The following is a 13,884-nucleotide window of genomic DNA, read 5'->3' as shown; positions in this document are numbered from 1 at the left end:
CGCACGGCGGAAATGGCGACGCCGGCCACAGGGGCCGGCGCCGGGTCAAACAGGGTTCACGCGGTGCTGCGGATTACAGCGGACGGCCGATGCCCGCACAGGTGCTGGGATTGTTCAGGCCGGCTGCGCTGCTGGCCAGCACGAAGCGGTTGCGGATCGCATCGCGCCAGGCCTTGGTCAGCGGGATGAAACCATGGCCGGTGATCGACGCCTCGTAGGCCGCCGGGTAGGTCGCCGGATAATGACGGGCCAGGAAGCCGCGCAGGCTGGTGGCAACTGCCGAATCCTTGTAGCACTGGCCGATCACCAGGTTAGTGTAGCCGGCAATCGGATAGCCGGCCGAGGGGTTGCCGAACACCGGCACCCAGTTGGCGGGGTTCTCGGCAGCGGTGCCGGTCGGCGGAGCGACGGTATCCAGGGTGGCCTGCACGCTCACCTGGTCCGGCGAGAAGCCCTTGACCTTGGCAACCTTGGTCGCATCGGTCAGGCTCGGGATCACGTCCGGGCCGACGTAGCCGATGCGGCCATCCGCCGCATAGACAGCGTTGTACAGCGAGGTGCCGCCCGTGGCCGGCGCGGCGACCAGGAACGCCGGCAGGTTCTTGTTGGCATCGCGCTTGTACAGGTCGGCGAAGGTCGACTTCACGGCGAACGTGCCACCGACCAGGTTCGAGGTCGCAGCCGGCTCAGCGGCGCAGGCGGCAGCCAGGAAGCGGGTGAACATTTCGCTGGTGCCGCTGCTTTCGGTGCGGTAGACCACACGGATCGGACCGCTGCGGTTGGCGTCGATGGTCGACCAGTCGCTGATCGCGCCCGAGAACACGCCGCAGATCTGCGCCACGCTCAGGTTGACGGCCGAACCCGGCTTGTTGAACGGGATGGTCACCGAGGTGGCCACCGACGGCACCTGGATCAGGGCGCCGTAGCGGTTGGCATTGGTCGACTGGTTGTGGTTGGTGGTGTAGGTGCTCAGTTCGGTCGCGCTCAGCACCGAGTCGCTGCCAGCGAAATGCACGGTGCCGGTGGTCGAGAACAGCGCCGAATTGTTCTCCAGGAACGCCTTCTTGCCGGTGCCCGAACCGGTCACGGCGTAGCTGAAGTTGGCCGGCAGGATGCTGTCAGCCTGTCCCTTGTAGAGGTCGGCCGGCAGCGATGCACCACCGCCGGTAACGGTCTGCGCCGACGCGGCGCCGGCAGTGGCGAGCAGCGCGGTGGCAACCAGCGCGGCCAGAGTCTTGTACTTGTACATGATCTTCTCCTGAAGGGTTTGCTGCGAAGGGAAACGCCAAGGGAGGAACGGTCACTACACGCCTGCTGTCGCTGAGGGCCTCCCAGCCCGCTCCGCGACGACAGGCTCATGCTCGTCCGTGCCGATGACAGGCCGCTTAAGAAACCTGTGGAAGATCGAAAAAAGGTATGGAGGATTGTGTGGAGAAGCGTGGCCTGTGCGCCGCACGCCCGTCACTGCACTAGCTGGTTCATTTCCATGATCGGCATCAGCACCGCCAGCACGATGGTCAGCACCACCCCGCCCATCACCAGGATCATGGTCGGCTCGAGCAGTGCGGTCAGTGCCATCGCGCGCCGCTCGATCTCGCGCGAGAGGGTCTGCGCGGCGCGATCCAGCAGGGGCGCAAGTGTGCCGGTCTTTTCACCACTGGTGACCAGATGCACCAGGATCGGCGGATAGACCTTCTGCACTTTCAACGCAGCGCCCAGTGCCGCGCCCTCACGCACGCGCGCGGCAACATCCTCGGCGCAGCGCACCAGCAGCGTGTTTCCCAGTGTCTGCCGCGCTGCCTCCAGCGCGCGCAGCAATGGCACGCCGGCATCGAGCAGGATGGCCAGCGTCGAGGCGAAGCGCGCACTGTTCACGCCAAGCACGAAGCGCCCCATCACCGGTACGCGCAGCAGCATCGCATCCCAGCGCAGGCGCAGATCGGTGCGGCGCAACGCCAGCCGCCATGCCGCAACCAGCAGGCCGATGCCCAGCGCTGTCCATGCACCCCAGCTGCGCACGAACGCGCTGGCGGCCAACATCACCTGGGTCAGCATCGGCAGTGTCTGCCGTGCCTGCACGAACGCTGTCACCACCTGCGGCACCACATAGCTGAGCAGGAAGATCACGATCGCCACCGATACCAGACTGATCGCCGCTGGATAGATGAACGCCGTGAGCACCTTGGCCTGCAGCGCATTGCGCTCCTCGATGTAATCGGCCAGGCGTTCCATCACCCGCGCCAGGTCGCCCGAGTCCTCGCCGGCGCCGACCAGGGCACGATAGATCGGCGGGAAGTCGCGCGGCCGGGCCGCCAGGGCCACGGTCAAGCGCTGACCCGCACGCACATCGGCGCGCACCGAGGTCAGCGCCTGGGCCACATGCGGTCGCTCTGCCTGCTCGATGACGGCACTCAATGCGCCCTCCAGCGGCAGACTGGCGGCGAGCAGGCTGGCCAGCTGGCGGGTGGCCCAGGCCAGTTCGCTCGCTGAAAGCCGGCGTGTTCCCCAGCCCCCGCCTGCGCCGCGCGCGGGGCTGACCTGCACGGGCGTCAGCCCACGCCCGCGCAGCAGCTGGCGCGCGCCACGCGGGCTGTCGGCATCCAGCTGGCCCTTTTCGATGCGTCCCTGCGCGTTGGCGGCCTGGTAGTCGAACAGCGCCATCGTCGCGTCAACCGTCGCCGCTGACGCGCAGGATTTCCTCCAGCGTGGTCAGGCCGCTGTCGACCCAGCGCTGGCCGTCCTCGCGGAGGCTGCGCATGCCGGCGGCCCGTGCCGCCTGGCGCAGCGCGGGCTCGCCCTGCCCTTCATGGATCAGCGCGCGCACCCGATCATCAACCACGAACAGCTCATGGATGCCGGTTCGCCCGCGGTAGCCGCTGTGTGCGCAGGCTGCGCAGCCCACTGCCCGCCACACCGTGCGACCGTCGGCGTCGACCTCCGCGCGCCGGCACTGCATGCACAGGCGCCTTACCAGCCGCTGTGCCAGCACACCGCGCAGCGAAGACGCCAGCAGGAACGGCTCCACCCCCATGTCTGCCAGCCGGGTCACTGCCGAGATCGCATCGTTGGTATGCAGCGAGGCCAGCACGCCATGACCCGTCAGTGACGACTGCACGGCGATCTGCGCGGTTTCCAGGTCGCGGATCTCACCGATCATGATGGTGTCCGGATCCTGGCGCAGGATCGCGCGCAGCGCGGTGCCGAAGGTCATCCCGATACGCGCATTGACCTGGATCTGGCCGATGCCCGCGAAGTCGTACTCCACGGGATCCTCCACGGTGAGGATGTTGCTGGTGCCGCTGTCGAGCTGGCCGAGCGCTGCGTACAGCGAGGTGGTCTTGCCACTGCCGGTCGGGCCGGTGACCAGCACGATGCCGTGTGGCTGGCGGATCAGGCCGGTGAACGTGGCCAGGGTGTCGTCGGCCATGCCAAGGCGCTGCAGCTGCAGCCGGCCGGCATCCTTCTCCAGCAGGCGCAGCACCGCGCGCTCGCCGTGCCCGGTCGGCACGGTGGACACGCGGATGTCCAGCGGCCGGCCGCCTACGCGGAGGGCGATGCGCCCGTCCTGTGGCAGGCGCTTCTCGGCAATATCCAGGTGCGCCATGATCTTGATGCGCGACACCAGGGCGGCATGCAGGGCGCGCCGCGGCTGCACCATGTCGCGCAGCGTGCCATCGACACGGTAGCGGACCACCGAATGGGTCTCGAACGGCTCGATGTGCAGGTCGCTGGCGCCATCGCGCGCGGCCTGTGCCAGCAGCGCATTGATCATGCGGATCACCGGCGCGTCATCCTGTGCATCCAGCAGATCAGTGATCTCCGGCATGTCCTGCATCAGCCGGTCAAGGTCGACTTCGCTCTCCGCCGCGCCGACGACCGCCGCGGCGTCGCCGCCGTCACGATACTGTTCGCCCAGCCGCTGCTGCCAGGCCGCACTGTCCAGTTGCTGGAACGGCAGGGGTCCATGCCGGCGGCGAAGCTCGGCGACAGCCCAGGCCGGGGTCTCGGCGGTGCCCAGCAGGACCGGCCCATCACCCGTGTCGGCCAGCATCACCCCGTGGCTGCGCACCCAGGCATACGGCAGTGATCGCAGATCGTTGGCCACGGTCACGGCCCGATCACCAGTTCCGGGGTGTATCCCAACCCCCGCAGCTGCTGCAGGGCCGGGTCCAGCTGTGCCGGATCGCGTGGCAGTCGCACCCGCAGGCGCTGACCCGCTGCGCCGGGTGTGGCTTCTGCGTACGCCTGCAGCCCCAATGCCCGCACCTGCGCCACCGCCTGCGCGGCGCGTGCGGGGTCCAGGCCCTGCGCGAACTGCACATGTTGCGCAGTGCCCTCGCCGGTCGGGTACAGGGCGGCCAGACTGGTGTTCTGCAATGGTCGCCCCTGGCCGTCGCGCGCGTTGCCTTGGCCGAGCGTACCCAGGTCCTGTGGCGGCAGCTGCGGCGCCGACAGCGCCGGCAATGCCCAGCTCTGCACCGGCTGTGCACCGGCCTGGGCGTTGCGCATGTAGTCGTAGCGATCGCGGGTCAGGCGCTGGCCGGCCGCCGGGTCACGCACCACGTGCGGTCGCAGGAACACCATCAGGTTGGTCTTGGCGCGCCTGCGCGTGTCGCTGCGGAACAACGCGCCCAGTACCGGAATCCGGCCCAGGCCCGGCACCGCGTCGCGACCGTGGCTGACGCTGTCCTCGAGCAGGCCGCCCAGCACCATGATCTGGCCGTCGTCGAGCAGCACGCTGGTGTCCAGTGCCCGCTTGTTGGTGATGATGCCCTCGCTGCTGGAGCTCTGCCCGTCGATGCTGCTCACTTCCTGATAGATGTCCAGCTTCACCGTCCCGCCTTCGGAGATCTGCGGGCGCACCCGCAGCTTCAGGCCGATGTCCTCACGCTCGATGGTCTGGAACGGATTGTTGCTGCCACCTCCGCCGTCGGTGACATAGCGGCCGCTGACGAATGGGACGGTCTGGCCGACCATGATGCTGGCGGCCTCGTTATCCAGCGTCATCAGGTTCGGCGTGGACAGGATGTTGGCACCGCCCTTGCTCTGCAGCGCGTTGGCCAGTGCCTTCATGTTGAGGATCTGGCCCACGCCCGGCAGCGTGATGGTGCCATCGATCACGCCCACGTTGAGGCCATCGCGCGGCAGCACGTCCAGCGTGGTGCGCGCTGTGCCATTGAGGCCGCTGCCGCCGGTCGCACCACCGAAGTGGGTGCCTGCGAACGTGCGGCCATTGCCCAACATCCACTGCACCCCCAGTTCAGCGGCATCGGTCTGGTTGACTTCCACGATCAGGCTTTCCACCAGCACCTGCGCGCGCCGCTGGTCGAGCTGGTCGATCACCCGACGCAGGTTGCGGTACACCGGCTCCGGCGCCGAGATCAGCAGCGTGTTGGTAGCGACATCGGCCTGTACGGAGATGCCGTTCTGGCTGAAGCCACTGCTGCCGGCATCAGCGGGGTCGCGCCGGTCCGGATCGAGCCGCTGCGACGGCAGCGCATTGCCCGTGGCCCCGGCCTGCTGCGGCTGCGGCTGCGTCGGCGCGCTGCGAGCGGCCCCGCCAGGCAGCGGCGTGATGCCCTCGCTGCTGCCCATCGCCTGCGCGTCGCTCTGCCCGGCCACCACGCCACGCAGCACGCCCGCCAGCTGCGTGGCCTGTGCATTGCGCAGATAGACCACATGCAGGTTGCCGGACTCGTCCTGTGCCCGGTCCAGCTTCTCCACCAGCTGGCGTGCCAACCGCGTGCGCCCCGGGCTGCTGGAGCGCAGCAGCACGCTGTTGCTGCGCGGATCGGCCATCACTACCACCTTCTGGCCCGGCTCGGCGCCCTGCGCATCCAGCAACGGTGCGACCATCGCGGCCACATCCACGGCGATCCCCTGCTGCAGCTTGACCACGTCGGTGTCCATGCCAGCCGGGGTGTCCACGCTGGCGATCACCCGCGCGATGCGTTCCAGATTGTCGGCATAGTCGGTGATGACCAGCGTATTGTTGCCCGCGTTGGCGGTGATCGGGTTGTCCGGGCTGATCATCGGCCGCAGCACCGCGACCAGTGCGGCCGCATTCTCGTAACGCAGCGCGAAGGTCCGTGTGGCGACCTCTCCACCTGCCGCTCCGCCGCCTACCCGGCCGCCCAGCAGCTTGGCATCGGCCTGTGGCACGACCCGGCTGATGCCACCGTTCTCGACCACGGCGAAACCACGCATGCGCAGTGCGCCGAGCAGAAGCTGATAGGCCTGCGCGCGACTGACAGGACCATCCGATACCACCGTCATCTTGCCGGTCACGCGTGGATCGATCAGGAACTGGCGGCCGGTGAAACGCGCCGCCATCCGCAGCACGCCACCGATATCGGTATCCACCAGATTCAACTGCACCGGCTCGTCGCTGGCATCCTGCGCCCATGCCGGCGCGGGCAGGTGGACCATCCCCACGACCAGAGCCAGCACCGCGCCACAGGCAAGACCGCGCATCGACCTCATCGAAGCTCACCCGCAACGGCCTTCATCACGATGCTTCCTGAAATGCGTGCCGCCGGCATATCCGCGTCCCCTGTGCGTTGCAGTTGCAGTCGTTGCAGTTCGATGGTCGGGTCGGCCAGCAGCGGCAGGAGCCAGTTCCAGAGCACATCGGCGGGCACCGACTGCACCTGCACGTGCCAGCGTCCCTCGCGCGCGTCGACCCGCACGGCATCGGCAAGGCCGGCGGCGGCGATCCGCGAACGCAGGCTGGTCAGTGTCGGCCGCTGCTCCCGGGCCAGGCGCTGGCGCTCGCGCGCGTCCAGCAAGGGCGCCAGTGCCCGCATCTGTGCCTGCAGGCGCGGCAGCTCAACCTGCCAGTAGCTGCGCTGCTTCAGCAGGGGCTCCAGCCAGAATGCCCACAGCGCAGCGGCCAGCAGTGCACCCACCATCGTCGTCAGCATGACGCGTTCGCGTAGCTGCAGGCGCCGCCAGCACTGCGACAGCGCCGCGATGCCGCCTTCCATCCACGCAGTCCGTACCCTCATCGGCTGCCCCCGGTGCTCAGCCGCAGGCGGCCACCGCCCTGGCGGACCAGCTGCAGGCCCTGCGCCTGCGCCGCCTGCTGCCATCGTTCCAGATGCTGCGCATCATCGGCCAGCGCCTGCGCATCGGCGTCCAGTTCCAGTTCAAGCGCGCCGGGCGTGTAGTCCATGCCGCGAACGCGGCCGGCCAGCTCCGGAACCGCCTGCAATGCCAGCGCGACCTGTTGCTGTATCCGCGGCAGTGGAGCCGTCTGCACCGGTGCGGCCAACGCACGCCGTGCCTGCAGGACCGGATCCAGTACCTCGGTGATTTCCGGATACTGCGCGCTGAACTGCCGCGTCATTTCCCGCTGCAACGCCTCACCTTCGCCGCGCCAGCGCGAGACCTGCAACTGCAGGCCCGTCGCGGCGAGCACCGCGGCCGCCAGTGCCAGCCCGATCGCCACTCGTGGCAGGCGTCGTCCGCCGCGCTGCAGCGGTAGTGCCCATGCCGGCAGCGGGCCGCTGGCCTCGCTGCCCGCGGCCACTGTGCTGGTCTGCAGGTGTCCGGGCCAACCCGAGGGCACCGCATGCACCCATTGCACGGCCTGCACGCCGGCCTGCTGCAGGCGCAGGGAGGTTGCCTGCAGCACGGCTGCCACGTCGCGCCCGCCACTCCACTGCACGAAGCCGCGGTCGCGCCCGCTGCGTACCAGCAGGTGCTCGCCCTTCGCCTCCAGCGTGGCCCGCCCCTCCGTCCACGGCAGCAGCAGCGGCGTCGGGTACAGCCCCTGCAGGCTCAGGCCGCACGACGCCAGCAGCTGCTGCGCCTGGGCCACGGCCTGCTGGCCCAGCCATGCCACCGGCACGGTCCCGTCAGCCGCCTGCGGCCCATTGGCCAGCGCAACATCCTGCAGGTCGTCCAGCAGCATCGCCTCCACCTCGCCCTGCAGCGCGGCCTGCAGCCGGCGACCTGACAGCGGCGGCAGCTGCAGTTCCAGCAGGATCAGGTCATGCGGATCGAGGCAGGCGTGCACCTGTGCCTGCGGATGGCGCTGTCCCAACGCCGATAGCGCCTCGCAGCCATGCGCCGCCACGTCACCGCGTCGCAGTTGCGCCCACTCCACCCGGCTGTCGGCCTGCAGTCGATCCAGCGCCGGCAGGCGCACCCGCAGCTGCACGCTCATGCGCCGATCCTCGTCCATACACGCTGCACGCGCACGCTGTCATCGCGGTACTCACGCCAGATCAACGCGCGGAAATCGACGTCGCGGTCGTCTGCCTGGACCTGTCCGACCGCCAGGAACCATTCGCTGTGGATGCCCAGCGGCATCACCGACATCTGCTCGCTGCTCACCTGCAGGCGGTTGGCAATATCACCGCGGTTGAGCAGCCAGCGGCCGCCATCGCGCTCGTCCACCAGCGCCCGCAGCCGGCCCGGATCAGCGCCGGGTGCAACCGCCTGCAGCACGGCCAAGTCAGTCGTATTGGCGTTGACCAGCGTCTGCGCCGGCAACACCACCGTGCGCCGGGACAACGCCCGGACGGCGCGTGGCTCGGCATCGGCCAGCGCCTGCCCGATCAGGGCTTCGCGCGGCAGGGGCGCCTGCGCGGCGCGATCACCGTCGCGCAGCCGTGCCTGGATGTGGTCCGCGGCACCGCTGCATGTAGCCGCAGACACCCCCTGCTCCACGCACAGCGCCACGAAGGCCTGCCGCGCCTGCGCATCCGGTTGGCCCTGCGACAACAGGTTGCGCAGGTTGAACAGCGACTGCGCGTCCACCATCTGCAGGCGCACCGGCAGCGGCGCATCCAGTTGCACCGGCCGTGCCCAGCGACCGTCGCGCACGGTGGTCAGCTGCTCGCGCGCGTCGTCACGAAGCTGCTGCCCCGCGCGCTCCAGCGCGGCATCCACGGCCATGCGTACCTGCGCCCGCAGCTGGTCGCCACGCAGCGCACGCAGCTGCGCGGCCTGGCGGGTCAGCAGCGCGGTCGCGATCACCGCCACCAGTGCGACCACCAGCATCGCGACGATCACCGCCATGCCCTGCTGGCGACGACACGGAAAGGCTGCCATCGGAGGCGACATCGGTGGACCTCACAGCTGCCAGGAGCCGATGTCCGCATTGCCGGCATCACCTCCGGCCTTGCTGTCCGCGCCAAGGGAGAACACGTCGATGTCGCCGTGCGCGCCCGGGTTCTGGTACTGGTACGGATGCCCCCACGGGTCGTTCGGCAGGCGGTCCAGATAGGGGGTTGTCGGCATCGCGCCGCTGCTCTTGGGCGGCGCCACCAACGCCTGCAATCCCTGCTCGGTGCTGGGGTAGCGGCCATTGTCCAGGCGATAGAGCTTCAGCGCCTGCATCAGTGCGGCGATGTCCTGGCGTGCCGCCACCACCCGCGCCTGATCGGGACGATCCATCAGGCGCGGCACGATCAGTGCGGCAAGAATGCCGATGATCACCACCACCACCATGATCTCGATCAGGCTGAAACCGTGCTGCCGGGCCCTGCCACCACGAAGCTGTCTTGCCATTGTTCCGCCCTCGTCATCCTGGAAGGGACCGCTGCACCATGGTCAGCGGCGCATGTGTCAGTACGATAAACATCCACCTGCAATTCGCTGCTGCTCCACCCTGTCTGCGCTGGCGCCCGCCGGCGGCACGCCAGCCGACTGCAGCAGCGTTGCAGGTACTGCCGCCAACGCGCCTTCCACGCAGCGACGCAGCAGCGGGTGGCGACTGGCCTGCAGGATCCGCACGCATTGCGTCGGCGACCAGGCGCTGCCACGGCCGAAGCCGACGAAGCGGCGGTACACCTGGTGATGGCGCAGGTCATCGTGTACCCGTTGCGCGCTGTCCAGTGCCTGCACCCACAGCAGCAGAGCGGCACGCTGCAGCATGCGGACATCGTCCATGTCCAGGGGCAGCGTCGCGATGGCTGCTTCCGGCCACGCCGGCAGTTGCGCATCGGTTGCGCGGCGCAGCGCCAGCAGCGGATGCGCCTCGACGTCCAGCGCCGCCCATCGCGCGGCGTCCGCCCAGGCGTCGCTGGAAAGCACCCAGACCCACGGATGCCCGTAGCGCTGTACGCACAGCGGCGCGTGCCGGGCCTGTTCCAGCGACCGGCTCAGGTGGCGATCCAGCTCGAGCATGCTGATCCTGCGACGTTCCGCCATCGACGCTGCCTGCGCTCCACGACGCGGATGCGCCGTACTCTGGAGAAGACGTCAGCAGGGTCGATGAAGCGACAGCGCGTTGCGCGTGATGTGCCGTGCGTTGCGCTTCAGCCGCTCTGTCACAGCGACGTCATGCGCCTGCAGGCATCGGCATCCAGCAACGGAGCGATGCCGCCGCATTGTCGTGCCAGCACCATCACGTCGGGACGTCGGCCAAATGCGGACAGCAACCCGGCCGCGTCCGCGTCGGCCAGCAACGCGGCCGTGGCCTGGCGCAGTGCCGGCAACTGCCATCCGTCCATCGCGGTCACCGCACCGGCCACAAACCAGTGCCACAAGCGGTGATGGATCACCTGGTCGTGCAACTGTGGCAGGCCCTGTATGCCATGCATCGCCATCAGCAGCAGACCGCGGGCCGCCATTGCCGGTGATACGCTGCCCTTCTCCGGCAGCGACAGCGCCTGCTGCAACCTCAGCAGGGCAGCCAGCGGATGGCCCTGCGGGTCGAAATCCAGCAGCACGGACTGTTCCTGCCACTGCGGATCGGACACCACGCAGACCCAGGGCGATCCATAGCGATGCACCGTCAATGGACGCCGCTGCGTGGTCTCCAGCAATGCGGACAGGTTGCGTCGCAGGTCGAGCACACCGATGGTCTCGTTGCGCATTCCTTGGCTTCTCCTTGCATGCGGCAGCCACGCGACGCGCGTGGCCGGGGACTCTACCCCAGGACGGCGATACCGCCCGGGAAGCGACGCAGCTCCAACGACAGCGTCAACCGCAGCTGTTCCAGCGCCGCGTCCGGGTCATCGATGCGGAAGCGACCGCTGACCGGCGCACGCGCCTGTGCGCCGTCACCGAGCAGGACCCTGCCGCGGCGATAGCGATTGATCTCGTCCACCACCTCGCGCAACGGCGCGCGGCGGAACACCAGCATGCCTTCGGTCCAGGCGCTGACCTCGGCGGCCACGGCCTCGGCCACCACGCCGCTCAGGCGTTCGTCGTAGCGGGTCTGCTGTCCGGCCTGCAGCCGCAGCCGGCCCTGCGGGTGCTCGATGCGGGCGCTGCCGCGCAGGCACGTCACCCGGACGTGTCCCCCGGTATTGCGCACGTCCAGCCGGGCTGCGCCCTCATCGGCGATCACACAGCCCGGCCCCGCGTACAGTGCGAGGCGTGAACCCGCAGCGGTCTCGAATGCCGCCTGCCCCTGCACCAGCTCGTAACCCTCGCCACCCGCACCCATCCGGCGCCGCAGACTGCTCTGCGTATCCAGCTCCAGCGTCAACTGCGGCGTCAGCGCAAGCTGGAGGCGCTCGCCGGTGCCGGTATGGAAGTCGGCCGCCATCGCACTCACCGACGGCCACAGCCCCAACGGTGGACGGATCACTGCCACCACGGCGAGGCTGGCGGGGGCGGCGATGGCCGCCCCCAGGAATGCACGCCGGCTCCATCGCCGTGCCAGGCCCGGTGCCTGCGGCTGGCGCGCCGCAGCCGGAACCTGCTCACCGGCCACGCGCACCTGCTCCCATTGCCGCCGCGCACGGGCAAACGCTTCGCGGTGACGCGAATCGGTCGCGCACCATTGGCGGAACCTGCGTCCGTCGGCTGCCGTGGCCTCGCCCGACGTCAGACGCACCACCCAGGCGTGGGCCTGGCGCTCCACGGCGTCGAGCGTGCGGTGCGGGCGATCATCAGGGTCCATGCGCAGTCCAGCCATGCCCGCACGCTGCGGGGTTCTGCTCGGCGTCAAAGTGTAGACGGACGCCGCCGGTCAGAACCGCACCTGCCGGCCCTGCCCTCTGCGCTCGGCCAGATAGTCCTGGGCCGCTTTCAGTTCGCGCTGCACCAGCCGCAGCGACACGCCCAGCTGCGCGGCCACGTCCCGCTGCTGCAGGCCGTCCACGCGGATCGCCAGCAGGATCCGGCGGCGGCGTTCGGGCATGCGGTGCAGCAGGCCGACCATGTCTTCGAGGGCACGATCAAGCTCCGCAGCCTGAGCTGGACCGGGGCCCGGATCGGCCATCTCCATCAGCGCGTCCACTTCTTCCAAGCTGAGCAGGCGATGGTCGGCGCGCTGCCGATCGATCACGGTGTTCATCGCCATCCTCAGCAGATAGGCCGCCGGATTCTGCACCGGGTCCAGCCGGTCGCGGCGTGCGCTCAGGCGCATCCAGGTGTCCTGCAGCGCATCGCCTGCCAGCTCTTCCGAGCCCAGCTTGCGCACCAGCCGGCGCTTGAGTTCATCGTAGGCCCCCAGCAGGTGATCCATCAGGTCCACCGCCCCGGCCGTTCCGTTGCTCATGTTCGAATCCTTGAAATCATGGAAGGGGCTGCCGCCGGCCACAGTCGTGGTCGGCACGGGAGGGCTGGATCTGCAGCGTCACCGGCTGCGGCAACGCGGCGGCGTCGATGGACGGCGCCAGCCTGCCGATAGCCAGCAGCAGGCGCCGATCGCGCCGGGCGTCGCCGCTGCCGACGAGCAGTTCGGCATCGTCGACATGGCCCTCGGCGGTGATGCGGAAACGCAGCGTCGCCGCGTAGCGGCCCGGTGCGAGCAGGGGGTCGTCACAGAACGCGTCGCGCAGCCGCTGCTGCAGCCCGCCAAAACGACGGCTGCGCTCGGATTCCGGCAGCAGGCCGACGGTACCGGCTGCGCGTTCGGGTTGCGCGCCCAGCCGAAGCACCACGCGCTGCGCGCCGATCACCTCGGCTTCGACGCCGGTCTCCTGCAGCAGGGTCTGCAGCGCCTGCAGCGGCGGCAGGCTGGCGTGCAGCGGGTAACTGCGCCGACCGGCAGCGAGTTCGCCGGCGTACATCACCGACCACCCGCTGCTGACGCTGAAGCGCTCCACTGCCTGCTCCAGCGGCTGCGCCGGAATGTCGTAGGCACGGACGTCGTCCTCGGCCGTGGCGACGAAGGCCAGCAGCAGCGACGCAGCGATGGCCACTCTCCATGTTCTGACCGCGTGGCGTCCATCCAGCCCCCTGACGTTGAACACATGACCCTCGGCAGCGACAGCAGCTGTGACGGAGGCAGGCGGCACGACCGGGAGGTCGCCCGCGCGCGACCGGCAAGCGGGGTCAGACCCTACCGGGGGCAGATGTCATTGCGATGACCACCGCACCGGCGGCCGGCGCGGCACGGCCTCAAAGCGACAGCCGGGTGGTCTGCTTGATCCGCTGCATCGGGATCTCGGTCTTGGTGTTCTGCACCCCGGCGATCCTGTTCAGATGCCGGATCTGGAACTGGCGATACGCGTCCAGGTCGGCCACGGCCACCCGCAGCAGAAAATCGCAGTCGCCCGCCATCAGATGACATTCAAGCACTTCCGGCAGGGACTTGATGCTGTTTATGAAGTGGTTGGTGGTGTCCTCGTCCTGCCCACGCAGCCAGACCCGCACGAATACGGTGAAGCCCCGTCCAACCTTGGTCTCGTTCAGCAGCGCCACGTAGCGGTCGATGTAGCCGCCCTCCTCCAGCAGGCGGACCCGGCGCAGGCAGGCCGACGGCGAAAGACCGACCTGCCTGGCCAGCTCCAGGTTCTGCAGACGACCATCGACCTGCAGCGCCTCGAGAATCCGGCGATCAAGGTTATCGAGTTGAAATTGCATTGGATTTCAGCCTTATGACCATCTGCCGCATCAGATGCGCAACATTCTCAATTGAATGGCATCAACGCAACCCGATTTCGTGCCGTCGCCGCTAGGATGAAGCCCCCCTCG

The 13,884-nt window shown here is 69.0% G+C and carries 14 protein-coding genes; all 14 read right to left on the bottom strand.

Annotated elements, in window-relative coordinates; genetic code table 11:
* Positions 1–73: 73 nt before the first annotated feature.
* Positions 74–1,249, bottom strand: coding sequence for a substrate-binding domain-containing protein (locus tag ACVOJ1_RS07260; protein ID WP_346480220.1), 1,176 nt, complete (start codon positions 1,247–1,249; stop codon positions 74–76).
* Positions 1,250–1,461: 212 nt separating this feature from the next.
* Positions 1,462–2,661 carry a type II secretion system inner membrane protein GspF gene (gspF, locus tag ACVOJ1_RS07255; protein WP_128988248.1) on the bottom strand — a complete coding sequence of 400 codons (1,200 nt, stop codon included), beginning with the start codon at positions 2,659–2,661 and terminating at the stop codon, positions 1,462–1,464.
* A gap of 7 nt (positions 2,662–2,668) precedes the next feature.
* The gene (gspE, locus tag ACVOJ1_RS07250; protein ID WP_346480251.1) at positions 2,669–4,105 is read right to left on the bottom strand and encodes a type II secretion system ATPase GspE; all 1,437 of its coding nucleotides are present in this window, start codon (positions 4,103–4,105) and stop codon (positions 2,669–2,671) included.
* Between the two features lie 2 nt (positions 4,106–4,107).
* A complete protein-coding gene (gspD, locus tag ACVOJ1_RS07245; protein ID WP_346480219.1) occupies positions 4,108–6,483 on the bottom strand; it encodes a type II secretion system secretin GspD in 2,376 nt (791 codons plus the stop codon).
* A complete protein-coding gene (gspM, locus tag ACVOJ1_RS07240) occupies positions 6,480–6,986 on the bottom strand; it encodes a type II secretion system protein GspM (protein ID WP_231107808.1) in 507 nt (168 codons plus the stop codon). The genes gspD and gspM overlap by 4 nt, the downstream gene beginning before the upstream one ends.
* A 17-nt stretch (positions 6,987–7,003) precedes the next feature.
* The gene (gene gspL / locus ACVOJ1_RS07235) at positions 7,004–8,170 is read right to left on the bottom strand and encodes a type II secretion system protein GspL (protein WP_346480218.1); all 1,167 of its coding nucleotides are present in this window, start codon (positions 8,168–8,170) and stop codon (positions 7,004–7,006) included.
* Entirely contained in the window at positions 8,167–9,027 is an 861-nt protein-coding gene (gene gspK, locus ACVOJ1_RS07230; protein ID WP_128988305.1) for a type II secretion system minor pseudopilin GspK, read from the bottom strand. The genes gspL and gspK overlap by 4 nt, the downstream gene beginning before the upstream one ends.
* A 54-nt stretch (positions 9,028–9,081) precedes the next feature.
* On the bottom strand, positions 9,082–9,519 hold the full coding sequence (gspG, locus tag ACVOJ1_RS07225) for a type II secretion system major pseudopilin GspG (RefSeq protein ID WP_111186858.1): 438 nt from the start codon (positions 9,517–9,519) through the stop codon (positions 9,082–9,084).
* Between the two features lie 57 nt (positions 9,520–9,576).
* Positions 9,577–10,137 carry a hypothetical protein gene (locus ACVOJ1_RS07220; protein ID WP_258012752.1) on the bottom strand — a complete coding sequence of 187 codons (561 nt, stop codon included), beginning with the start codon at positions 10,135–10,137 and terminating at the stop codon, positions 9,577–9,579.
* 143 nt (positions 10,138–10,280) lie between these two features.
* Entirely contained in the window at positions 10,281–10,829 is a 549-nt protein-coding gene (locus ACVOJ1_RS07215) for a hypothetical protein (protein WP_065176118.1), read from the bottom strand.
* A 53-nt stretch (positions 10,830–10,882) separates the two neighbouring features.
* Positions 10,883–11,863 carry a DUF4880 domain-containing protein gene (locus ACVOJ1_RS07210; RefSeq protein ID WP_197600095.1) on the bottom strand — a complete coding sequence of 327 codons (981 nt, stop codon included), beginning with the start codon at positions 11,861–11,863 and terminating at the stop codon, positions 10,883–10,885.
* A gap of 69 nt (positions 11,864–11,932) precedes the next feature.
* Positions 11,933–12,463 (bottom strand): sigma-70 family RNA polymerase sigma factor, encoded by a 531-nt coding sequence (locus ACVOJ1_RS07205; RefSeq protein WP_197600056.1) that lies wholly within the window; start codon positions 12,461–12,463, stop codon positions 11,933–11,935.
* 16 nt (positions 12,464–12,479) lie between these two features.
* A complete protein-coding gene (locus ACVOJ1_RS07200; protein ID WP_346480217.1) occupies positions 12,480–13,160 on the bottom strand; it encodes a TonB-dependent receptor in 681 nt (226 codons plus the stop codon).
* Positions 13,161–13,308: 148 nt separating this feature from the next.
* On the bottom strand, positions 13,309–13,773 hold the full coding sequence (locus ACVOJ1_RS07195; RefSeq protein ID WP_346480216.1) for an Lrp/AsnC family transcriptional regulator: 465 nt from the start codon (positions 13,771–13,773) through the stop codon (positions 13,309–13,311).
* Positions 13,774–13,884 lie beyond the last annotated feature (111 nt).

The organism is Stenotrophomonas sp. STEN225, assembly GCF_056756445.1.
The sequence above is the reverse complement of the archived record's forward strand: the minus strand, read 5'-3'. Positions and strand labels throughout refer to the sequence as shown.

Bases quoted from the DNA above. Each gene is read 5' to 3' on its own strand.
- ACVOJ1_RS07260 (WP_346480220.1), bottom strand. From the start codon at position 1,249: ATGTACAAGTACAAGACTCTGGCCGCGCTGGTTGCCACCGCGCTGCTC.
- gspF (WP_128988248.1), bottom strand. From the start codon at position 2,661: ATGGCGCTGTTCGACTACCAGGCCGCCAACGCGCAGGGACGCATCGAA.
- gspD (WP_346480219.1), bottom strand. From the start codon at position 6,483: ATGAGGTCGATGCGCGGTCTTGCCTGTGGCGCGGTGCTGGCTCTGGTC.
- gspM (WP_231107808.1), bottom strand. From the start codon at position 6,986: ATGGAAGGCGGCATCGCGGCGCTGTCGCAGTGCTGGCGGCGCCTGCAG.
- gspL (WP_346480218.1), bottom strand. From the start codon at position 8,170: ATGAGCGTGCAGCTGCGGGTGCGCCTGCCGGCGCTGGATCGACTGCAG.
- gspK (WP_128988305.1), bottom strand. From the start codon at position 9,027: ATGGCGGTGATCGTCGCGATGCTGGTGGTCGCACTGGTGGCGGTGATC.
- gspG (WP_111186858.1), bottom strand. From the start codon at position 9,519: ATGGCAAGACAGCTTCGTGGTGGCAGGGCCCGGCAGCACGGTTTCAGC.
- ACVOJ1_RS07220 (WP_258012752.1), bottom strand. From the start codon at position 10,137: ATGCTCGAGCTGGATCGCCACCTGAGCCGGTCGCTGGAACAGGCCCGG.
- ACVOJ1_RS07215 (WP_065176118.1), bottom strand. From the start codon at position 10,829: ATGCGCAACGAGACCATCGGTGTGCTCGACCTGCGACGCAACCTGTCC.
- ACVOJ1_RS07210 (WP_197600095.1), bottom strand. From the start codon at position 11,863: ATGGACCCTGATGATCGCCCGCACCGCACGCTCGACGCCGTGGAGCGC.
- ACVOJ1_RS07205 (WP_197600056.1), bottom strand. From the start codon at position 12,463: ATGAGCAACGGAACGGCCGGGGCGGTGGACCTGATGGATCACCTGCTG.
- ACVOJ1_RS07195 (WP_346480216.1), bottom strand. From the start codon at position 13,773: ATGCAATTTCAACTCGATAACCTTGATCGCCGGATTCTCGAGGCGCTG.